At 72.7% G+C, this 22,736-nt stretch carries 20 protein-coding genes and 1 pseudogene; 19 read left to right on the forward strand and 2 right to left on the reverse strand.

Going from position 1 to position 22,736, the window contains the following annotated elements; all coding sequences use genetic code 11:
- Positions 1–21 precede the first annotated feature (21 nt).
- The 6 genes from B4N89_RS50440 (at position 22) to B4N89_RS45960 (ending at position 6,956) form a co-directional block, all read left to right on the forward strand.
- Positions 22–1,353, forward strand: coding sequence for a cytochrome P450 (locus B4N89_RS50440; RefSeq protein WP_078982659.1), 1,332 nt, complete (start codon positions 22–24; stop codon positions 1,351–1,353).
- Between the two features lie 177 nt (positions 1,354–1,530).
- Entirely contained in the window at positions 1,531–2,655 is a 1,125-nt protein-coding gene (locus tag B4N89_RS45940) for a cytochrome P450 family protein (protein WP_235619380.1), read from the forward strand.
- 106 nt (positions 2,656–2,761) lie between these two features.
- Positions 2,762–3,646, forward strand: a complete 885-nt coding sequence (locus B4N89_RS45945) for a phosphotransferase (protein WP_078982661.1) — start codon at positions 2,762–2,764, stop codon at positions 3,644–3,646.
- 55 nt (positions 3,647–3,701) lie between these two features.
- Complete coding sequence (locus B4N89_RS45950) at positions 3,702–4,463, forward strand: hypothetical protein (protein ID WP_078982662.1); 762 nt, start codon at positions 3,702–3,704, stop codon at positions 4,461–4,463.
- Positions 4,464–4,676: 213 nt separating this feature from the next.
- Positions 4,677–5,489, forward strand: coding sequence for an SAM-dependent methyltransferase (locus B4N89_RS45955; RefSeq protein ID WP_078982663.1), 813 nt, complete (start codon positions 4,677–4,679; stop codon positions 5,487–5,489).
- A gap of 126 nt (positions 5,490–5,615) precedes the next feature.
- Entirely contained in the window at positions 5,616–6,956 is a 1,341-nt protein-coding gene (locus B4N89_RS45960) for an endonuclease/exonuclease/phosphatase family protein (protein WP_078982664.1), read from the forward strand.
- Positions 6,957–7,174: 218 nt separating this feature from the next.
- Here the strand turns inward: B4N89_RS45960 and B4N89_RS45965 are convergent, their stop codons facing one another.
- Both B4N89_RS45965 and B4N89_RS45970 read right to left on the reverse strand, forming a co-directional pair.
- Positions 7,175–7,375, reverse strand: a complete 201-nt coding sequence (locus tag B4N89_RS45965) for a DUF397 domain-containing protein (protein ID WP_078982665.1) — start codon at positions 7,373–7,375, stop codon at positions 7,175–7,177.
- A gap of 30 nt (positions 7,376–7,405) precedes the next feature.
- Complete coding sequence (locus tag B4N89_RS45970) at positions 7,406–8,260, reverse strand: helix-turn-helix domain-containing protein (protein ID WP_161501059.1); 855 nt, start codon at positions 8,258–8,260, stop codon at positions 7,406–7,408.
- A 271-nt stretch (positions 8,261–8,531) separates the two neighbouring features.
- Between B4N89_RS45970 and B4N89_RS50445 the strand changes: the two genes are divergently transcribed.
- The 13 genes and pseudogenes from B4N89_RS50445 to B4N89_RS46030 all read left to right on the forward strand — a co-directional run.
- Complete coding sequence (locus B4N89_RS50445; RefSeq protein ID WP_161501060.1) at positions 8,532–8,831, forward strand: hypothetical protein; 300 nt, start codon at positions 8,532–8,534, stop codon at positions 8,829–8,831.
- A 29-nt stretch (positions 8,832–8,860) separates the two neighbouring features.
- A complete protein-coding gene (locus tag B4N89_RS50450; protein WP_161501061.1) occupies positions 8,861–9,391 on the forward strand; it encodes an ATP-binding protein in 531 nt (176 codons plus the stop codon).
- Between the two features lie 66 nt (positions 9,392–9,457).
- Complete coding sequence (locus B4N89_RS45980; RefSeq protein WP_078982667.1) at positions 9,458–10,213, forward strand: hypothetical protein; 756 nt, start codon at positions 9,458–9,460, stop codon at positions 10,211–10,213.
- A 155-nt stretch (positions 10,214–10,368) separates the two neighbouring features.
- The gene (locus B4N89_RS45985; RefSeq protein WP_078982668.1) at positions 10,369–11,130 is read left to right on the forward strand and encodes a hypothetical protein; all 762 of its coding nucleotides are present in this window, start codon (positions 10,369–10,371) and stop codon (positions 11,128–11,130) included.
- A 134-nt stretch (positions 11,131–11,264) separates the two neighbouring features.
- Positions 11,265–11,993, forward strand: coding sequence for a hypothetical protein (locus B4N89_RS49375; protein ID WP_078982669.1), 729 nt, complete (start codon positions 11,265–11,267; stop codon positions 11,991–11,993).
- A gap of 204 nt (positions 11,994–12,197) precedes the next feature.
- Positions 12,198–12,878, forward strand: coding sequence for a hypothetical protein (locus B4N89_RS50455; RefSeq protein ID WP_078982670.1), 681 nt, complete (start codon positions 12,198–12,200; stop codon positions 12,876–12,878).
- 346 nt (positions 12,879–13,224) lie between these two features.
- Complete coding sequence (locus tag B4N89_RS50460) at positions 13,225–14,202, forward strand: (d)CMP kinase (protein WP_161501062.1); 978 nt, start codon at positions 13,225–13,227, stop codon at positions 14,200–14,202.
- Between the two features lie 82 nt (positions 14,203–14,284).
- Positions 14,285–17,611 (forward strand): lantibiotic dehydratase, encoded by a 3,327-nt coding sequence (locus tag B4N89_RS46005; protein WP_078982672.1) that lies wholly within the window; start codon positions 14,285–14,287, stop codon positions 17,609–17,611.
- Positions 17,608–18,129, forward strand: a complete 522-nt coding sequence (locus B4N89_RS50465; protein WP_078982673.1) for a hypothetical protein — start codon at positions 17,608–17,610, stop codon at positions 18,127–18,129. The genes B4N89_RS46005 and B4N89_RS50465 overlap by 4 nt, the downstream gene beginning before the upstream one ends.
- A gap of 63 nt (positions 18,130–18,192) precedes the next feature.
- Entirely contained in the window at positions 18,193–18,759 is a 567-nt protein-coding gene (locus tag B4N89_RS46015) for a hypothetical protein (protein ID WP_078982674.1), read from the forward strand.
- Between the two features lie 21 nt (positions 18,760–18,780).
- Positions 18,781–20,028, forward strand: a complete 1,248-nt coding sequence (locus B4N89_RS46020; RefSeq protein WP_078982675.1) for an MFS transporter — start codon at positions 18,781–18,783, stop codon at positions 20,026–20,028.
- Positions 20,028–20,345: a DUF397 domain-containing protein gene (locus B4N89_RS52895; RefSeq protein WP_078982676.1), complete on the forward strand. Its 318-nt coding sequence runs from the start codon at positions 20,028–20,030 to the stop codon at positions 20,343–20,345. The genes B4N89_RS46020 and B4N89_RS52895 overlap by 1 nt, the downstream gene beginning before the upstream one ends.
- A 228-nt stretch (positions 20,346–20,573) precedes the next feature.
- Positions 20,574–22,361 (forward strand): annotated as a pseudogene (locus tag B4N89_RS46030) (glycoside hydrolase family 15 protein); the annotation flags it as partial.
- Between the last annotated feature and the right edge of the window lie 375 nt (positions 22,362–22,736).

The raw sequence follows: 22,736 nt of genomic DNA on the forward strand, positions 1-22,736 counted from the left end.
CGACCACCGCACGGAGCCCACGTGACCCCCCACCCCGACCCCGACAACCCCGAACGCCTCGACCCCACCGACCCCGAGCCGGTCGGCGTCGCGCCCCCGCCGGGCTGCCCCGCCCACCGCCCCACCGCGTCCCGCGTCGAATTCGCGCGCGCCACAGCCCTGTTCGGACCCGCCGTCGACGACATGGACACCCTCTACACCACCCTGCGCACGATCCACGGACCCGTTGCCCCGGTCCTGCTCGCCCCCGGCATCGGTGCCTGGCTCGTCCTGGGCTACCACGCCCTGACCGAGATGCTCCGCGACGCCCACCGCTTCCCCCGCAGCCCCCTGAACTGGAAAGACCTCACCACCGGCGTCGTCCCCGAAGACTGCGGTCTGCGGCCGATGATGGCCAACAGACCCCACAACGTCGCCTTCGTCGACGGCCCCGACCACCAACGCCTGCGCCGCATCGTCGAAGACAGCCTGAACGCCGCCGCCACCCCACGCCTGCGCCGCGACCTGCGCACCACGTGCGACCACGTCATCGACACCTTCGCCGACCGCGGCGAGACGGACCTGATCGCGGACTACGCCACCGTCGTGCCGCTGCGCTGCTTCGCCCGCCTGTTTGGCCTCCCGCCCGACCAGGACGACGAACTCGCCCGCGCGATGCACAAGCTGTTCGACTCCCAGGCCGACTCCCAGGCCGGGGACCGCGCGTTCGAACAGATCCTCGCCGAACTCCTGCACCACCGCCGCACCCACCCCGGCGACGACCTCACCACCTGGCTGCTGAGATCCGAACTCCGCGACGAGGAACTCCTGCCGCAACTCGTCGTCATGCTCTCCGCCGGCTGCGAGACCCTGGCCAACCTCATCGGCTCCACCCTGCGCCTGAAACTCGTCGACCCCCGCTTCGCCCACTCCCTCACCGGGGGACGCCGCACCGTCAACCAGGCCATCGACGAAGCACTGACTTGCTTCCCACCGCTGCGGAACTTCCCCGGCCGCTACCTCGCCCACGACACCACCCTCGCCGGGCGCACCCTTCGCGCCGGCGACGCCCTCCTGCTCGGCATCGGCGGCGCCCACACCGACCCCGCCGTCACCCCCACCGACCCCGCGGACGCCCTCGGCCACGGCAACGGCGCCCACCTCGCCTTCGGCGCCGGCACCCACGCCTGCCCCGCCGTCCCCCAGGCCCGCCTCATCGCCGGCATCGCCGTCTCCGCCGTCCTCGACCGCCTCCCCGACCTCACCTGCACCGTCCCACCGGAAGCGCTGCGCCTGCGACCGTCGCCGTGGAGCACCGCCCTGGAGGCGCTGCCCGCACGGTTCACCGCCGCCGCGCCCGCGGGTAACCCCTAGCCCACCGCACCGTGTCCGCTCGTCCACCCCTCACCCGGGAGACACGCCATCGACACCCCCGAACCCACCGCCCACCCCACCGTCGCGCACCCGACGACCGCGATACGCCTGGACCCGGCCGCACCCGACCACCACGGCGAGATCCGCCGCCTGCGCGCACACGGACCCATCGCACCCGTGTTGTTGCCCGGCGACGTCCCCGCCTGGATTGTCCTGGGCGACGACACCCTGCGCCTGGCCCTCACCCACCCGCACGTCGTCAAGGACTACCGCGCCTGGAACCGGTGGGGCACCATCCCCGCCGACTGGCCGCTGATCGGCATGGTCAAGGTCGACAACGCCGTCACCGCCGACGGACCCGAACACGCCCGCCTGCGCGCCCCGTTGCGCACAGCCCTCAACCCCCGACGCGTCCTCGCCCTCGAAGCCCACGTCCACACCCTCACCGACCGGTTCCTGGACCGGGCGGCCGCCCTGCCGGGACCGGTGGACCTGCGCGCCCACCTCGCAGCGCCCCTGCCGCTGGCCGTCCTCGGACATCTCCTGGGCATCCCGGACGGCGAACTCGAGGACCTGAGCCGCCTGGTCCGGAGCATCTTCACGTCCACCGCCGCACCCGACGAGGTGGTGGCCACCCAACAGGCCATCACCCGGCGCCTGGAGGACCTGGTCGCGGTGCGCCGGGCCCACCCCGGGGACGACCTGACGACCGACCTGATCGCGCATCACGACCGGGGCGACCTCACCGGCGAGGAACTCGTCGGCACGCTGTGGCTGGCGATCGCGGCCGGCTACGAGACGACCACCGGCCTGCTCGTCAACGCCGTCCACACCCTGCTCACCCACACCGACCAACGCGCCCTCGCCACCCGCACACCCGACGACGGCGACACCGACCCATGGGCGGACGTCGTCAACGAAACCCTGCGCTGGAACAGCCCCGTCGGCCACTTCCTCATGCGCTACACCACCCGCGAGGTGACCCTGGCCGGCACCACCATCCCAGCCGGCGACGCCGTCATCGCCTCCTACACCGCCGCCGGCCGCGACCGGTCCGTCCACGGCGAGGACGCCGACCGCTTCGACATCACCCGCCGACCCGCCGCAGGCCTGCTCTCCTTCGGCCACGGCCCGCACTTTTGCCCCGGCGCGCCGCTGGCCCGCCTCCAGGCCCGGATCTGCCTGCGAACCCTGTTCACCCGCTTCCCTCACCTCGCCCTCGACACCACCGCGCGCCCGCCGCGCCCGGTTCCGTCCCTGGTCGCCAACACCCTGGACAGCCTCCCCGTCCGCCTGCACTGACCCGCGGACCACCCCTCGCATCCAACCCCCGCACCGGCGCCCCGGTCGCGGGCCGCGAGTGCTCGCACCAGCGTCCCTTCCACCTCGAATCGAGAGAGCGCCGACGATGCCCCGTCGCCACCCCTGGACCGAACTTCCCTCGTCCGTCCGGGAGAAGATCGAACTGCACACCGGACCCCTGCGCTGGACCCGTGCTCCCGAGTTCGGGAAGTCCTCGGAGTTCTCCGCGACGCTCCACGCCGCCGGTGGTCCGGTGTTCTGCAAGGGCGTCCGCGTGGATCGCCCGTATGCGTGGACGCACCGCAACGAAGCCGCCGTGGCCCCGTTCCTGCCCGCGATGCTCGCCCCGCAACTGCTGTGGGAGGTTACGCAGGACGGGTGGCTGATGCTCGGATTCGAGTACGTCCCCGGCGGGCATCCGTCGCTGGTGCCGACCTCCTGTGACCTGGACGAGATCGGCGATCTGGTGGTCACCATGTCCGAGGCGCTGACACCGTGCCCGACGGCCGCGCGGCATTCGATCGCCGACCGGTGGGGTGGTGCGCCGGGATGGTCCGCCGTCCATGCCCTGTCGCCCGCCGATCTCGACCCGTGGGCACGCGAACACTTGGCGGTGCTGGCGACGCTCGAACGCGGCGCCTGGCTCGACGGCGACACCCTCGTACATGCCGATCTGCACCCGGCGCACATGCTCGCCGAGGACGGGCGGGTGCGGGTGATCGACTGGGCCCGGTCGGGCCGCGGCGCCGCGTGGATCGACACCGCCCACGTCGTCGTCCGCCTCATCCACGACGGCCACACCCCTGAGGCCGCGGAGGCGTGGGCGATGCACGTGCCGGCGTTCGCCAAGGCGCAGGAGCCGGTGATCACCGCGTTCGCGGCGAAGCTCGCCGGGATGGGGGAGTACATCGCCCGCTCGCCCCGAGCCCGCCCCCACACGCGCGCGCTCGCCGACACCGCCCGCCGGTGGGCCCGCCACCGACTGGGCTGACACAAGACTCGCAGCCCTTCGCCAGCCGCAGATCCGATCGTCTCCGAAGGTCTCCATGAACCACCTCTGGTCGCACGTGCCGTTCGTCCTGCGCGACGCCGTCGAGTCCGACATAGGCACCGTCCACACCGCCCGCCCGCTGCCCCGGACACGCAGCGTGCCGCTCGCGGCGGTACTGCGCTCACGCACCCACGCGCCCGTGGTCGTCAAGGCATCGCCCCACGACCACGCCGCCGCCGAGTACGTACGCCGGGAAGCAGCCGTCACACCCTGGATCGAAGGTCTGGCACCGCGCCTGATCGGCGCGTACGACGTCGGCGGATGGGTCGCCACACTCACCGCGCACCACATCGGACGACCCGCGAACCTGGAGCCCGGATCCCCGGATCTGCCACGGGTCGCCCGCGCGCTCACCGCCCCGAGGAGACGCCAGGAGGGACCCCGACTGCCGTATCTGTTCGAGCGCTGGGCGATCACACCCAACCAGCGCGATCGCCGCGAACTCCGCGGACCCTACCTGCTGCACACCAACCTGCACCCGACCAACCTCCGGGTCCACTCCGAACCCGTCAACCCGCGCGTGTGCGTGATCGGCTGGGGGCGCGCCGCGGTGGGCCCCGCCTGGGTGGAACCGGTGCTGTTCTACCGGGAGTTGCGACGCGCCGGCCACACACCGTCCCAGGCGTTGCCTTGGCTGGCCCGGCTGCCCGCATGGCGCAACGCGCTCCCCGAGCGCATCGACGCGCTCGCCCGCGGCATGCGCAGCGCCACGACGTCGATGCGCGAACAAGCCCTGTGGACCGAGCTCATCCGGTGATCCGCCCTCCGCCCACCCCATGGCGCCCGCGCGGACGGCGTCCAGGCCCGAACGCGCCGACCCGACCCGGGCCGCGTTCACCCGGGTTGCCGGGCCAGCCGCGCCCGTCGTGCGTTCACGCGACGCGCGATCGACAGGTAGTTGCCCACCCGCACCCCGCCCGGGACGTCCCGGGCGGGTCGGATACCGGCCCACCCATTCCGAGAGGCCACGATGACCGACCACGACAACACGGACAACACCGCGACGGCACCGGAAGGCGCCGCGCGGCCCCGGCCGTCCCACCTGTACAACGGCTACCTGGGGGGCAGGGACAACTACGGGGCCGAGCGCGAGGCCGCGGACCGCCTGATGAAGATGATTCCCGGCATCGACAAAGCCGCCGAGGAGAACCGGCAGTTCGTCCTGCGCGCGGTGCACCGTCTCGTGGGGGAGGGGATCGACCAGATCCTCGACCTGGGCGCGGGCATGCCCGCGGACCCCAACGTGCACGAGGTCGCCCGGGCGCAGAACCCCGAGGCGCGGGTGGTCTACGTCGACAACGAGGACGTCGTGCTGGCCCACGGGCGGGCGTTCCTCGAGGACCACCGCACCACGGTGATCGCCGGGGACGTGCGCCGGCCGCACCGGATCCTGGAGGATCCCGCCCTGCGCGCGACGCTCGACCTCGAACGCCCGGTCGTCCTCGTGCTGGGGGCCGTTCTGCACTTCGTGGACGACGACGAGGACCCGTACGGCATCGTCGCCGCGTTCCGCGACGCCGCGGCGCCCGGGAGCCGCCTGGTGGTCTCGCACGTCACCGACGAGGGGCCGCCCCCCGAACAGGTGAAAATCCTGATCGACGCCTACGCGCAGGCCACCGCCCAGCTCACGGTCCGCTCCCCCGCCGCGATCGCCGCGTTCTTCGACGGGTTCTCCCTGGACGAGCACGGTTTGACCCGGCCCGGCCTGTGGAGCCCGGACGAGGTGTCAGGACCGTGCACGCACTGGCAGCTCGCGGGCGTGGGCCGCCTCGCCACGCGCTGAACGACGCCCGCCCGAGCGACACCCGGGGCGCGCGACATCTCCGGGCCCGACCCGGCAGCGGCGGCCGCGACCGCGCGGCGTGGCTGCGGCACAGACGATCCGACGATCCATCGAGAGGCGACACACGTGTACGGCGTCACCACCGGGCCGGCCCGAGGCGGAAATCCCGCAGCCCCGGAGGGCTTTCGACACGGCTCCACCCTGACCGACCGCTGCCCGTGCCGTGCGGACGGCCCGGCCGTGCCCGACCTGCGGCGATGGACCCCCGATCCGATCCTCGCCCACGAAGCCACCACGAACGGCACCGGTCCGCAACCGGCGTCGCACGACGGCGAGGACGAGGACGTGGTGACGGTAGCGACGTACAACCTGCGCAACGGATGCCACGACCCCGAGACCGAGACCTGGGACCTGGAGCCGCTGAGGCGGCTGGCCCCGTTCTTCCGCGACGTCGACGTGCTCTTCCTCCAGGAGGGTTGGGGCTACGGCGCCCAGGGTCAACGCGTCCTGTTCGAGGTCGAGCGGATCCTGGGGATGCGGGCGCTGCGCACGCCCGGGCGCGGTGGCCCGTTGGACCTGGTGGTGTTCGTGCGCTGGCCGCGCGTGGGTGTGGAGCGGCACTACGACCGGCACGATCCGGCGACGTTCGAGGATCAGTACGGGGACGTCCACCTCATGTTGCCGGGGTTCCCGGTGCCGGTGGTGGTGCGGTCGGTGCAGTGGCCGTACGCGTCCGGCGACGCGCGCCTGCGCGAGGCCCAGCAACTGGCGGCCCGGGCGGCGCCCGACGCGTGGTCGTTGATCGCCGGCGACCTCAACGCGTTGTGGCCCGACCGCGACGGCATGCGGGAGTTCCGACCCCGGTGGTGGCTGCTCGCCGCCCACGCCAGGTCGCACAAGACGCTGCCGCCGGGACGCCGGGCGGTGTGGTGCGAACGGGTTCGGAGTCGTTCACGGCCGTGGCGGGGTTTCGGGAGGGTGTGGGACGCGTGGCGGCTGCGTCGTCGGTGGGTCACCGACACGCGGGCCACGCGCGTTCTCGCCGACGCCGGGTTCGTCAACGCCGCCTCCCTCGCCGGGGATCCGACGGTTACCGTCACCGCGCAGACCGACAACGGTCAGGGCGGGCGGATCGACCACATCCTGTTCAGCCGGCTGCTGGCGGCCGCGTTCGTCCCGGGAAGCTACCGGGTCCTGGATCATCCCCTGGTGGACGCCGCGGGGGACCACCGTCCGGTGTTCGTGCAACTCGACGCCCGCCGCCTGGCCCCCGGATCCGTCGCGCGACCCGGTGGCGGGAGCGTGGGATCGCCCGAGGGAGTCGAGGAGCGGCCCACCGGTGCCGGTGCCGCCGCGTCGTGTTCCGCGTGTGCGGGCACCGGGAGGCGAGTGGTCGGAGGGCTGGGCGTCGGCCGGGTTCCGGGCCGGTTCCGACGCAGGCGCCGAGTCCCGGTGGGCGCGTCGTGAAGGGCCGACGGCTGGCCGGCGCTCCCCGCGTGCCCGGTGGCCGCCGCCTTGCCGCCGGCGCCCCGTTCCCGCCGACCGTCCGCGTGCGCGGAGATACGCGCGCGGCGGCGGGAGGCGTCCGGGCCCGCGCGCGGCGGGGCGCCGACGCGGCGTCCGCGCCGGTGGTGTTGCCGTGCCGTCCGGGCGCCCCGGTGCGCTGTGACCGCCCCGACCAGGACTCAGGCTCGCGGCGTCAGGCCGGCGACGAACGCCCGCCAGCCGTCGTCGCCGACGGCGAGGACGGGTGCATGAGGGCCGGCCACCTTGGAGTCGCGGACGTCGACGCCGCGTGCGCCCCTGCGCCACTGGACGCAGTCCTGCTGGTTGCTGTGGGTACTCGTGGTCCATCGTTCCGGGCCGGACGCGGGCGGGGTGGCCATCGGTCGTGCCTTCCTGTGGTGGGTCGTCGGTCAGAGGGAACGGGCCCGCGCGTGCATCAGCTCGCGCGACTCCCGCTCGTTCAGGGCGCGTTCACACAGCTGGTCGAACGCGGTCGCGTAGCCGCGCAACTCGTCGGGCTTCTCCAGGTACACGACGTTGAGCAGCGATTCCACCATCACCAGTCGGCTGCCGTCGCGAAGCTCGAACAGCGAGAACGGGCCGTCCGGCCCCAGGTTGAACCCGGAGTCGAACGGGACGATCCGCACGCTGACGTTCGGCCGCTGCGACGCCTCGACGACGTGGTCGAGTTGCCCGCGCATGAGCGCGGCATCCGCACTGGTGCGCAGCGCGCTCTCGCCCACGACCGCGGTCAGGGCGAAGTCGTCCCGGTCCAGGACGCGGCTGCGCCCCAGGCGCAACTGCACGTGCGCGTCCAGGCGTTCGGTGTCGCCGTGGTGGAGGTCGCGACCGGCGGCGAGGATGCCGCGGATGTAGGGCTCGGTCTGCAGCACGGCGGGGAACAGGCTCGGTTCCCATTTGGACAGCCGGGCGGTGTCGGCCTCCAGGCCGAGGAGGTCCTCGTGGGTGGAGCCCAGGTGGGAGCGGTAGGTGTGCCACCAGTTCCTCTCGCCGCCGGTGTCGACCATGTCCGCCAGTGCCAGGCCCTGCGGCGAGTCCCGATCGACCCCGTAGACGTCCAGGAGGGCCCAGAGCAGGGCGAGTTCGACCTTGCCCTCGCCGGACTCGATGCGGCTGATCCGCGCGTTCCGGTAGCCGAGGATCGCCCCGACCTGCTCCTGTTTCAGGCCCGCGCCCTCGCGGAGCCCCTTCAGCCTGGCGCCCAGGCGTCGCCTGCGCAGCGACGGCTGCCTGGCCTCGGTCATCGTCTCAACCCCGGTGGTCGGGGGCACGGGCGTGCCCGAGTGCATGATACGCGCAACCCCAGAACTGAATATATGCGTTCGGGGAGTTGACGAAACGAATATATGCGGTCCACAGTGTTGAGCGGGACGACAACCCCCGACACCCCACAGCGGGGCGGCAGGAAGCGTCGCCCGCACACCGGAGACCGAGACGACCGGGCCATCCCCACACGCCCGACCGACCGGCGCCGACACCCCACCAACACCCGCCCCACACCGAGGACACGCACCCATGGCACACCAACAGCCGTTCAAGGCCGGAGACCTCGTCCAGGCCACCGCGGCGGGCACCCCACCGCGCACCGTCCACCTGCGCCCGGACCGCGTGCCCTGGCCCAGCAGCCAGGCGGGAACGCTCGTCGTCTGCGACGCACGATCGGCGATCGTGGTCCACGCGAACTCGCTGCGCTGCGTCGAAGGCGACGCCGCCCCTCGCGGCGCGGCCCGTCCGCCCGACGTGACTCGACGGGCCGTCACCGGGGAGCTGCACCACGGCGGTACGTCCGTCGACGATCGCGACGGCGAACCGTGATCACCACACCGCGGGACTCAGGGACCGTCGTGCCGGGCCGATCCAAGCGGTTTCCCGGCCGAGGACGTTCGATCCTGTGCCTCACCGCCGGCAACACGCCCTCCGACGTCGGCGGCTCCCGCAACGTCGTGGCCGAGACGCTGAAAACCTGGAGCGCGCCCGAGGATGTGCGCGAGTGGGCCACGCTCGTCGTCAGTGAACTGCTCACCAACGCGATCGACCACGCTCGATGCGCGAGCGCGATGGTGGTGCTGTTCGCCGGAGCGGACGAGTTCGTGATCGTCGTGGTCAACGACGGACTCCCTCCGACCCGTTCGCTGACCGAGGTCGATCCCGCCCGCGACGACGCCGAGGGCGGACGCGGCCTGTTCCTGGTGGCCGCCACGAGCACACGCTTCGGCGCAACCCGTCGACTCGGCCGCACCATCGTGTGGGCCGGCCGCACCGACCAACCGCCGCACACGCCCGCATGCCCCACGCCGCGCGACCGCCCCCGGCGATGCCGTGGTCCCCGCATCGGCCGTCGAACCCGCGGCCGAACGGGCGGCAACCGGCGGTAACCGCATGACCTGCACCCGACCGAACCCCTCGGCCGACCGTCCTCGACGATCTCCGGAGCTCTACCCGTGCCCATCCACCACATCGGCGACGACCGCGCCACGGTTACCCTCGGCGTGGACATCCTGCCGTGCGACGTCGCAACGAACATGGCGAACGTCTTCGCCTCCATGGCCCGCCTGCACCCCGACGTGGGCCTCGCGCACCGCGACACCCCGACCGAGGCGGACGCGAGCGGCTTCGACCGGGTGCGATGGATGGTTCCCGGCGTCGAGTGCGCGGCCGACGACCGCGACGCGTGGTGGAGGCGCGTCCCGGCCACACTCGGCGCCCTGGACGCCGACGCACACATCCACGCGGTCGGCGCATACGAGAGCGACGGAGTCGTCGCCCGCGGCCGACTGCCGATCCGCCTCGCATCGCTCGAGAACCCGCAGCTCGCGCGACTGCACGCCAAATGGCGCCCGCCGCTGACCCTGGGTCTGATCACCGACGCCCGCGGACTGGTCGTCACCGACCACGGCCTCTGGTTCCACCGGCTCCCACCGCTTGCGGTCGTCCCCGTCGGCTACAACGCGGGCGCCTACCTGGCGGCACTGCCCGCACTCGTCGGCGAGGGCGAGTACGACGCGTTCGAAAGGGCCGTGGTCTCGCACTACACGGCGGCCCTCCTCGACGCCCTCGAGCGCCGTTTCCCCACGTCCTTGTGCGTCTGCGGACGCACACCGGACGAACACGCGCCCGCAGCGCATCAGGTGGGCCAGTACGCCGACATCGCCGCCGAGGCACCCGTGTCCGATCCGGACGCGGCGGCCCCGACGTGATCGTCACACCCCGGCGGCCCTCGACGCCCGACCCTCGACCGCGTCGCGAACGGCCCGGGCGGCGACCGGCAGTACAGCCGTGACCTCCCCCGCCCGACCGTAGGCAACCGCAGTCCCGCCCCTTCCGACCACACACGAAACCCGGAGTTCGGTCCATGACCAGGTATCACCGCGGCGACGAGTTCGACTCCGTCACCCGGGGCGTGCTCACCCTGCCCCTGAGACGCGTCGACGACAAGGACACCGTCCTGGCCTACACGGTCCACGCCGAGCAGATCGACTACGCCGACACCATCCAGGCCCTGCACCCGACGGTCGCCCTCGCCCACCGGGAGGTACTCCCGTGCAGGGCGCCGTCCACCGCCCGCGTGGAGTACACCGCTCCGGGGACGATGCACGGCTTCGAGGACACCCTCGCCTGGTCGACGTTCGTCCCCGAGGAGTTGGGCCGTCTGGACGCCGACGCCCACATGTTCACCCTCGGCGACCGGGAACGGATCGCGATCCGCGGCGACCTGATACGACGCCTGGACCTCCCGCCGATCGCGGACCTGAACGATGCCTGCGCCGCATGGAGCCCTCCGCTGACCCTGGCGCTGGTCCACGACCCCGGGGGCATCGTCCCCACCGACCGGGGCCTGTTCTTCACCCTGCTCCCGCCCCCGACGATCGTCCCCCTGGGTTACAACCTCGCCGCCCTCCTGGCGATGCGCGCCGCCGACCCGGGCAACCCACGAGACGAGGCGCTGCGGGAACGCGCGGCGGACCACTACCGCACGAGTCTCCACCAGGCCCTCACCGACGCATACCCGACACACTGCGCCTGCGGACGCATCCCCGCCGAGCACGAGCCCACCGACGAACAACTGCGCCGCTACCTCGACATCGCCCGAGGCCCCCACGCGATTCCCGCATGATCGACGCCGCCCGACCCTCGACAGCGCGACACCGGCGGCGATCGACACCACACACGCGACCGAGCCCCGTTCGAGTCTTCCCGCTCCCGGGCCGTTCCCGAGCCCTTCCCATCGTCGAGATACCGGAGTCTGCCGTGACCGTGTACAAACCCGCCGCCGCCCCCATGACGGTCGTCACCGGGGGCGTGCACACCGCATCCCTCGACGAAGCAGCCGACCAGGACGAGGTTTTCCACGCGTTCTCCATATTTCACCCCGACGTCCGGCTCGCACATCGCGCCCGGCTTCCGGATACGCCACCGTGCCGACGATCGGCGCGAGTGCGATGGACGGTGCCAGGCGCCGCACGCGACGACCACGAGGTGCGCGTCGCGCGCATCCCCGCCGCGCTCGGCGCCCTGGACGCCGCTGCCCACATCGGCATGCGCGAAGACCTCGGCGACGGCTTCGTCGTCGTCCGCGGCTTCGTCCTCACCCGGTCCGTGGCGAGCCCCGCACACGACGCCGCCGGGCATCCGCCGTCCACCGTGGCACTGGTGACCGTTGACACCGACGCGATGCGGTACACCGACGACGGGCTCTGGTTCACCCGACTCCCGGCACCACCGGCGTACGTCGAGGTGGGCGACAACCTCGCCGCCCACCTGGCCCTGGCCTTCCCCACCACGCACGGCGATCCCCCGCCCGGTGACATCCTCCTGCAGGCGCTGTCCTTCTACTGGTCCGCGATGCGCGACACGCTCGACCGACGCTGCGGCCCCGCAGGATGCCCGTGTGGCCGCGCTTGCCGCGAACACCGGCCCTCGGCCGACCGCATCAGGCACCACCCGGCGTTCACGGCCGCGACCGAACACCGACGCTGACCGACACCGCGCAGCCGCCCGCCCCTCGGACCACCCACCGCACGCCGACGGCCCGACCAACCGCGGCGGGAAACGTACCGGCACGCCGGTGGGCGAGGGCGGGTGTCCCCAACGTCGCGGACACCCGCCCGTGGGCGGCGCGGACCCCCGAGGAACACCGCGCCGCCCCCCGATCCGATTCCTCGCGACTTCTGGAGCACACCGGTGACCACCTCCACCACCATCGACCTCGTTCGGCCCGCGTTCCGGCAGCACGGCCCGCGCGAACTCCCCGGCACCCGACGGGTGTTACCCCGCCCCGGCACAGCCCCCGGGGGCTGGTGCCTGCACCTGTTCGCGGCGACCGGCCGCGCGGAGGACGCCGCCGTGTGCCTCACCGGACTCCTCCACGCCGAACTGGGCGACGAGGGAGCCCTGTCCACGGCCGCCGTCATCGCCGACGCCGACCCGACCGCGAATCCGGGCCGCGCGAACCGGAGCCTGCCGCCCGAACTCGTGTGCGCCGTCACCGATCGGGCCCACGCCGACGACGAACACCGCGTCGCACTCGTCCTGAGCCGCCACACCACCGACGACCCACACGACGACAGCGTCCATGTCCGGGTGCTGCCGCCCGGCGAACTCCCGCGCTACGAAGCCATTCCGGGCTTCGTCGACCGACTCGTGCGATCCCCGCACGCCGCTCCCACACCGTACGTGCTCCGCGTGCACACGCTCACCGGCGCCGCACACGGCGGGCCCACGCAACCGGGCGGCCGCCCCGGGGCCTGGACACACCGCATGGGACGCCCCCACACACCCCGCATCCCCCATCAGCGACCCGCGCCCCGCAGACCCGAGCAGGCGCCGCACCTTCCCGAGCCGGGTCGGATACCGGCTCCCTAGACCGAGGGTGGGTCCGTACTCGCTCGCCCGAGGGCCCACCACTCGGAGCCCGCCCGCCGCGCCCCCGCGGTCGACCGTCCCCCTCCCGACGGCGTCCGCGGGGCGTGGCGCGGCGAGCGGGCGCGTGCCGCGCTGCCGCACCGCGAGGCACACCCGGCCGGCACCGACCGCGCGACGTCGGTGCCGGCCCCCCACTCGATCCCTTGGCCGAACACGGCAACGACCCGACATGGAACGGAAATCGACGGTGCACACCCCACACCCGCCCGCCATCACCCCTGCGCCACGCCGACGCCCCGAGCGGACCGTCCATGTGACCTCCGCGCCCCGCGGCGGGTCACGGATCGTGCGGACCCCGGACGACCACACACTTCCCACCGAGGCCATCACCTTCGACCCGCAGGAAACCCACACTCTTTTCGGCGCGCTCGTCGCGGACCTCGCCCGCAAAGGCGTCCTCGCCCTGCACCTCGCGTCCGTGGCCGACGGCCTCGACGCCCCGATGCGCGACGCCTTCCACCGCGACCTCGCCCGCGTCCTCGCGACAGGGCCCGCGCGAGACCTCCCGGTGGAACACCGCCCCCCGGCCCCGACCCCCGACGGACCCGGCACGGTCGGGACGGCCCTGCCGGGCGCAGGCCCGTCCCCGACACCCGCAGCCAGGACGGCCGCCGGCCTCGCCCCGCCGTGGGACTTCGGCCGGATGTCGATCGACGGCCCGAACGCAGCCGGCAAGACCACCCTCATGCTCGGCCTCGCCCACGCCCTCGGGATGCCGGGCCTGGACACCGGACCCACCTACCGCGCCGTCGCCGCCCACGCGATACCCCAGGGCATACCGCCCACCGACCTCGCGCACCACCTGACGATCGTCATAAGACCGGGCCTCGCACAACGCCTGCTGTGGCGGGGCATCGACATCCGCGACGACGACCTGTTCGGTCCCCGCGCGGGCGCGAACATCGGCCACGTGGCCGGGGACCCGTACTGGCGCGAGGCCATCCGCGACCTCCACGCGCATATCTGCGCACAGCACCGCGACATCGTGGTCGTCGGCCGCGACGTCGCCCCCACCCTCCTGTCCGACGCGACCCTGAACGTGTTCCTCACCGCCGACCTCCCGGTGCGCCACACCCGACGCGAACTCCAATGGGCCCACCATCCCGAACGGCCCGTCCACGTCGACGCCCTCACCGAACGCGACCTGGCCACCCGCGCCTGGATCGCCGAACACCGCCCGCAGGCACACCGCCTGGACCTGGACACCACCACCCTGCGCATCGACCAAGTCCTGGACACCGTCGTGCACTCGATCCCCGGATGACCCACGACAGGCCCCGGCCCGCAGCCGGTCCCACCGCCCGGCGACCACGCCCTCACCCCGCGTCCACCAGGAGCGCCACGCCATGATCGGCAACAGCCCCGGCCCGGAAACCTCTCTCGGCGCCGACATCGCCCCATCCGGCGGCGCCCACGACGACGGGCCGCACCGGGACCCACATACGCCGGCGGACGGCGTAGCCGCCCTGGACCGGCGTGTTCGCGAAGTGCCCCACACAGCGGACGCGTTCCGGCGGTTCTTCGGCGGCGACGAGGAACCCGCGCGCACCGGCTCGACGTTCGCGTCCGCTCCGCCGCCGTTCGTGTGCGCGGGCCCGTTCCTGTTGCGGACCCCTCTCGTCGGCCCGATGGAGTTGCCACCGTGGCCGGACCCCGCCGACAACATGCCCGACGGTGTGTGGCGTTGCCTGGTGTGGATGCGCGCGGCCTGGCGCCTGCCTGCGCTGGCGGATGCCGTCCGGCACGCGAGCCCGGCGCTGGCGGACGCCCTGGACGCCCTGGACTCCGAGCCCCGGCCCACTGCGGACGCGGTCCGACGGTGCCTGCCGTCCCTGGCCAAGTACGTGCTGCGGGCACAGGGCAGGGCGACGCCGTTCGGGCTGTTCGCGGGCGTCGCCGAAGGCCGGTTCGCCGAAACGGCCACTCTGCACGCGGGGCAGGACCATCGGGCGTTCGCCCGCGCCGAGGGCGCCTGGACCTGCGCCCTGATCGCGGACCTGGAGAACACGCCCGACGTCCGCGACCTGCTGCGCGTGCAGTGCAACTCCGCCGCGGTAGTGCGCGGCGACCGGTGGATCCTGCCGTGGCAACCCCGCCCGGTGAACACCAGGGCCACCACCGTGCACGAGGTGTCGGTGGCCCACACCGCGCACGTGCGCACCCTGCGGGTCCTGGCCGCCTGCGCCCCGATTCGTCACGCCGAACTCGTCGCGGAACTCGCCTACCACCACCCCGACCTCGGCCCCGATGGTGCCCGCGCCGTGGTCGACACCCTCCTCGCCGACCGACTCCTCGTCACCGATCTGCACCCGCCCGCCACCGAGACCGACGCGCTCGGCCACATCCTGCGCACCCTCCACCACGCCGCCCCCGACACGCCCTCGCACATGAAGGCCCGGATCGCGCAACTGCGGGCCATCCACCACGCGATGGACGAACACAACCGCACCCCCGCCGCCACGGGCGCCCGCGCCCGCGCCGCGCTGACCCGCCGGATGAACAGGGCTGTGCCCGACGTGATCGCGCAACCCCTGAGCGTGGACACCCGCGCGGACGTGAACGCGAGCCTGCCCCGGGCCGTCGCCACCGAGATCGAACACCTCGCCGGCATCCTCGCCCGCATCGGCCCCCACCCGCACGGCTCACCCGCCTGGCGCGCCTACACCGACCACTTCACCCGCGTCCACGGCACCCGAACCGCCGTCCCACTGTCGGATCTGATCGATCCCGCGACCGGCATCGGCCTGCCCGACACCTTCCACGGCACACCCCCCACCCCGGCCGAGCCCCCGACCGACCGGGACCGCATCCTGCTCAGGCTCGCCACCGAAGCCGTCGCCCGCGGCGAGGACCTCGTCCTGGACGACGCCACCATCGACCTCCTCGCCCCCCACGACCCCCGCACCCTGCGCGTCCCACCCCATCTCGAACTCCTCCTCGACGTGCACGCCCCCACCCTCGAGGCGCTCGACGCCGGCGAGTTCACGCTCGCCCTGCGCGGCGTCTCCCGCGAGACGGGCGCCTACGCGGGCGGACGATTCACCGCGCTGCTGGACGCCGGCGGCGACCTGTTCGCGACCTTGTCCCACGTCCCCACCCTGGTGGACGGCGCGCACAGCGCGCACGTGTCCTTCCCCCCTCTGAGTCCGGCCGCCACGCACCTGGGGCGCGTGACGCGCATGGCGGAGACGGTGATCAGCATCGCGGAACACCGCGCCCCGGACCCGGACACGCTCACCCCGGCGGATCTGGCGGTCGTCAGCGACGGCACCCGCCTGCACCTGATCCGCCTCGACGACCGCCGGATCATCGAGGCCCGCACCCCGCACACCGTGCAACTCGAATGCCACACACCCGCCGTGGCACGGTTCATCGGCGAGCTGGCGCGCGGCCAATGCGCCGACCCGACCGGTGACGCCCGCCGCATCACGGCCTTCGACTGGGGCGCGGCCGCGCACCTGCCGGTCCTGCCGGCGATCCGCCACCGGCGCACCATGATCGCCCCACCACGATGGCTACCACCGGTGGCCGAACTCCCCGGCCCCGACACGGACATGGTGGTGTGGGCGAAGGCGTTCACCACGTGGCGCACTGCCACCGGTGTCCCGAACCGGGTGCGCCTGGCCCGGTACGACCTCGACCTGACCCTGGACCTGACCGAACCCGCACACCTGGCCCTGGCCCGCGCGGAACTCGCGCGGCCGATGATCGGCCGCGTCGTACTCCTGGGCGCACCGCCCCCCGACGCCCACGGCTGGTCCCAGCAGCGACCGATCGAGGTCGTCGTGCCGCTGCACAGCACCCAACCACCACTGTCCCCACCGCCGTTGTCCCAAATTCGCGTGGCCCGCCGCGACGACGCACGGTCGCCCGGCTCCTGGACCCATCTGCGCGCCCGCCTGACCGGCGCCCACCGAACCCTCGACACCACCCGCGCCCTGACCACGCTCGCCGCTTCACTCGACACACCGTGGTGGATCACACCCGAGGGCGACGGCGCCCTGGACGTCAACGTCCGCCTGCCCGGCCCCGACGCGTTCGCGCCCACCGCGGCCCGCATCGCGGCCTGGGCGCACCACCGGCGCGAGGAAGGCACCCTCCACGGCCTCGCGTTCGAGCCCTACACACCCGACGCCGACCCGTGGGGCGACGGCGCCCTACGCCAGGCCGCCGAGGACGTCCACGCCGCCGACACCGCCGTCCACCTCCACCAGAGCACCACACTCCACGGCGTCGACGCACGGGTCGTGGCCGCCGCGAACATCGTCGACATCGTCATCGGCGTCTACGGCGACACGCACACCGCCCTGGCCCGCCTGGCGGCCCGACCACGCACGGCACACCCCCGACCCGTACCACGCGACCTCGCCCGACAGGCCGCCCACCTGATCGACCCCGCCTCCGACTGGGCCCACCTGCGGCACCTGCCCGGTGGATCGGCCCTGATCGACGACGCCTTCGCGGCCCGCCGCGTGGCCCTGCACACCTACCACGCCCTCCTGGACGCCGAACCCCACGCCGGCCCCCACCCCGACAGCGCCCTCGACGCCTTCCTCCATGCGCACCTGGCTCGCGACGCCCGCGTCCCCGACACCCCGAAACAGCACGCCGACGTCATGCGCCTGGCCCGCGCAACCGCACTCGACCCCCGCCGCAACCCGCAACGCCCATGACCGAAACGCCCCACGAGCAGGCGACCGCGGACGACGGCCCGCGGCGCCTTCCTCCCGCCGCCAGCCCGGAGGAGAAGCGACTCCACCTGAGCATCCTCGACCTGCACGCCCGCGGCCTGGACGCCGCGCACATGAGGAACGCACTGCAACTGAGCGGCGCACTCCTCGCACACGCCAAACGCAACCTCCGCAGCGTCTACACCGCCACCACCCTCGACCACGCCATGGTCATCGCCGCCCGCGACGGCGACCTCCCCGCACTGCGAAACGACCCGCCGAGCACCCACCCGCCCGCTCTCCCACACCTTCACCGCGCCGTACTCGAGGGCTGGGCCCGTGGCCACCGCAGGCACCACACACGGCGCGAACACGGCCTCACCGAACGGGCCTACGACCAGATCCGCGCCGAACTCCTCGCCCACCTCCACGCCACCCGCCGCACCCAGGCCCTCCTCCATGCCCTCCGGTGGAACCTCCTCGACCCGACAGCCCCACAGCGCACCGGCCGAAACCCATGAACGCACGCGCCACGACCGCCTGATGACCCGAGCCACGCACCACACCCACGAACCGGGATCGCCATGAACATCGTCACCCACACCGAGACCGTCCCGAACGGACTGCGCCTGACCGTCGTCGAAGAGCACAAGCACGGACAATCTCCCGGCCGGGAATGGGGAGCGTTCAGTGCGACATCCTGCGACACCGTCACCGCTGCCGTCGTCGTCGGCGATCCGCACCGCACGGACGGAGCGTCCGGCACCCTCGCCGACGCCGCCGTCCACGGCGGCGCCCTGGACGAACACCTTCACAATCTGCGAGGCCCCCGAGTCGGCGCCGTCCTCCTGCGGCTCACACCCCCGACCGGCCTCCGGGTCGCCATCGTCGGACAGGGTGCCGCCTACGCCCGGCACACCGACGGCACCACCACATGCCACCGACCCACCGAAGGCACCCTCACCCTGCCCTCCACCACCCAACGGATCATTATCGGCGCACCCGGACTGCGTCGAGACGCCGAACTCGTCCTCGCCACCGCGATCCTGACCGACCCGGACCCGCAGCACGCACTCCGGCAGATGATCCGAGCCACCGAGCACGGCCCCGTCCCCGGCACCCACCTCCTGCTCGAACTCCCCACGGCCTGAACCGATCACCCACCCGAACCCATGACCAGCACCAACATGCTCACTTCGACCCCGGCCAGCACCGCGATCCGCGACATGCGCGCCGCATGGGCACTGAACGCCGCTGCGTCCCGCCTGACCTGGATTACCACCGTCGCCTACCTCCTGAACACCCACACCCCACCCACGGCAACCACCCTGCTCCTCGCCGCCGGCACCCTCCCCGCCGCCGTCACCGCCACCCCCCTCGCCACCGCCCTCCTGCGACGCCACAGCCAACCCCGCGACCTCACCCGCGCCGAACTCGCCTGCGCCGTCCTCGCCGCCGTGCTCACTCTGGCCATGGCCATCCACGCACCGGCAACCGCCGTCGTCGGCACGCTGATGGCGCTCGCCTGCGTCACCGCCGTCCGCGACCCTGCGGCCAACGCCCACCTGCCCACCCTTACCCCACCCGACGAACACGCCCACACGATCGGCACCTTCGACGCCGCCACCCGGATCGGCACCCTCACCGGCTACACCCTCGCCACCGCCTGCGCCCTCACGGCACCCGCCGTCGCCTGCGCGCTCGCCACCTGCTGCCACATCGGCGCGGCACTCCTGCGCACCCCCCACCACGCCCGAAGCAGCGACCCGAGCACAACCGCGAAACCGGACCGCCACTCCGCCCCCGCGACCGCCGGACGCTGGTTGCGCGCCAATCCCCGCACACGCCGAATGCTGATCGCGCGTGCCGCGGCCGAGGCACCGAACACCACGATCATGATCGCCCTGCCTCTGATCCTCACCGGCCCCGACAGCGCCGCCGTGTACGCGGCCGTCCTGACCGCACTCTCCCTCGGCGCCGTCACCGGAGCCCTCACCCACCCCCGGCTCACCACCCGCCTACCCGCGTACCCGCTCGCCTGCGCAGCCCTGGCGACCACCGGCCTCGTACACACCGCCCGCGCCGAAGCCACCCAACCTGTCTGCGCGATAGCGCTCGCGTTCCTGGCCGGACTGTGCAGCCCGCATCTGGACATCACCTCCCGCACCGCCCACGCCGACGCACCCGCCCCCGTGCGCCTGCACCTGGCCGCCCTCGAACAGGCCGCAGCCGCAGGTACCCGACTGGCGGCTCTGCCCCTCGCGGCACTCCTCGTACCCCTCGCACCCCGCGCAGCGTTCACCGCCGCCGGACTCACCCTCACCGCAACCGCATTCACCGCCCTGATCACGCGCGGGACCCGGCGCCGAAACTTCCGGGCCCGGAGCAGGAGTCCCGACGTGACGGGCACCGGCGCCTGATGCCGTTCAACGCCGCAACCATCGCGACGGCACCCCCGTTGGTGGACGCAGCCCACCAATCACTCGCCGGCGAACACCGCAGCCGACGCCGAGCAGCCGGCGATCGAGCATCCAAGACCCCACAACCGGAGGAACCCCTGAGCAACCACCCACGCCGCAAAAGCAGTTACAGCGCCGACGTGAACTGCGTCGAGGCAGGACTGGGCACCGGCAACGACGTCGAGGTCGCAGACACCAAACTCCCGCCCAGCATCACCCTCACGTTCCCCAACGACAGTTGGACGACCTTCCTGAACGACACCTCGCGTCGAGACTGACCATCAATATCGGCGGTGTCGGCCGCATCAAGGCAACCCAAGCGGTCCACACCGCATCCCCACACCGTGACAAGGCGCAAAACCACCATGTGTCGACGCCGTCCTCACGACGGCCCGACATCACGACATGCGGTGCCCACCGCAGTCGACCCCACCACCGCCCGCGCCCACCGGCCCCTCCACAACCACCGGAACCAACCCGACCACCGTCCCGACAAGGAAGTTGCCGTGACCAGCCGCATCGAGGACTACGCCCTCATCGGGGACATGCAGACCGCCGCTCTCGTGGGCCGCGACGGTTCCATGGATTGGCTATGCCTGCCCCGCTTCGATTCGCCCGCCGTGTTCGCCGGCCTGCTCGGCAGCGAGGAACACGGCTCATGGCGCGTCGCGCCGCTCTCCGGCGGCCCCGCGACACGCCGCCGGTATCGCGGCGACTCGCTGATCCTCGAATCGGAATGGGAGACCCCCAGGGGCACCGTTCGGGTGATCGATTTCATGCCGCCGGCCGACGCCCTGGTCGGCGCGCCGGTGGTGGTGCGGATCGTGGAGGGCGTGTCCGGCCAGGTGCCGGTGCGCTCGGAGCTGCGCATGCGCTTCCACTACGGCAAGGTCGTGCCCTGGGTACGCCGCGAGGCGGACGGCCGCACCGTCGCCGTCGCCGGGCCCGACGCGGTGTGGTTCGACAGCGACACCGAGACCTACGGGCGCGGGCTGACCACCTATTCGGACGTCACCCTCGGGGAGGGCGACCGGGTCACGTTCACCCTCACGTGGCATCCCTCGCACGTCGACGGCCCCCTGCGCACCGACGCGCTCGCGGCGCTGGCGGACACCGAGGCGTTCTGGGCCGACTGGATGACCCGCTGCACCTACCAGGGCCCGTGGCGCGAGCCGGTGGTGCGCTCGCTGATCACGCTCAAGGCGCTGACGTACGCCCCCACCGGCGGCATCGTCGCCGCGCCGACCACGTCGCTGCCCGAGGACGTGGGCGGCGTGCGCAACTGGGACTACCGCTACACGTGGCTGCGGGACGCGGCGATGACGCTGGGCGCGCTACTCAAGACCGGCTTCGTGGACGAGGCCAAGGCGTGGCGCGAGTGGCTGCTGCGGGCGGTGGCGGGCGACCCGGAGAACCTGCAGATCATGTACGGCGTGGGCGGCGAGCGCCGGCTCACCGAGTACGAGGCGACCTGGCTGCCCGGCTACGAGGGCTCGCACCCGGTACGGATCGGCAACGCCGCCGCCGAGCAGTTCCAGCTCGACGTCTACGGCGAGGTCATCGACGCGCTGCACCTGGGCCGGCAGGCCGGCATGGAGGGCAACGACCACGCGCACGCGCTCCAGCTCAAGCTGATGGACTACATGGAGCAGCACTGGCGCGACCCGGACGAGGGCATCTGGGAGGTGCGCGGGCCGCGCCGGCACTTCGTGCACTCCAAGGTGATGGCGTGGGTCGCGGTGGACCGCACCATCAAGATGCTGGTCGAGCAGCCCCAGGCATCCGACACCGACAAGATGCTGGAGCACCTGAAGGGTGTGCGCGAGGAGATCCACCGCGAGGTGTGCGCGTACGGCTACGACGCCGAGCGCAACACCTTCACCCAGTACTACGGCTCCACCGAGCTGGACGCCTCGCTGCTGCTTATCCCGCAGGTGGGCTTCCTGCCGCCGGAGGACAAGCGGGTGATCGGCACGATCGAGGCCATCCAGCGCGAGCTGACCGAGGACGGCTTCGTCCGCCGCTACCCCACCAACGGCTCCAGTGTCGGCCTGGACGGCCTGCCCGGCGACGAAGGCGCGTTCCTGGCCTGCTCGTTCTGGCTCGCCGACGACCTGGCCATGATCGGCCGGGTCGAGGAGGCGCGCGAGCTGTTCGAACGCCTGCTGGCGCTGCGCAACGACCTGGGCCTGCTCGCCGAGGAGTGGGACCCGCGCCTCCAGCGCCAGGTGGGCAACTTCCCGCAGGCGTTCAGTCACGTGCCACTGATCGACACCGCACTGCGACTGACCGCGATCATGCGCATCGAGCCGGAAACGGCTGTGGAATCCCGTTCGCCGTGTCCCAATCCGCGAACCGATGTCCAATCTATGGACGAGGGGACGCCGTAAGCGGAAACCCTGGTCAAACGCTCGTATCCGAACCCGAAGGCGGCTACGGGCCGAGGAAATGGACAGCGAAACGGGACGAAGACCAGTGGACAAGTGGCGGGACTCGCACGAAAGCCGCCGGTCAGGGAGATGCCGTTGGACAGCCCGCCGCGAAACCTGCAACGGCTGTGACGTCCAAAGTTGATGGCCTTGTTCGCGAAGCCTTCGGTGTGTGTCCGCGCGGAGCACGTCACCCCGCCCGACACCCGGGGACGGAACATGCGCCGCAGGGGTCCACCG

Source organism: Embleya scabrispora (assembly GCF_002024165.1).
Lineage (GTDB): Bacteria > Actinomycetota > Actinomycetes > Streptomycetales > Streptomycetaceae > Embleya > Embleya scabrispora_A.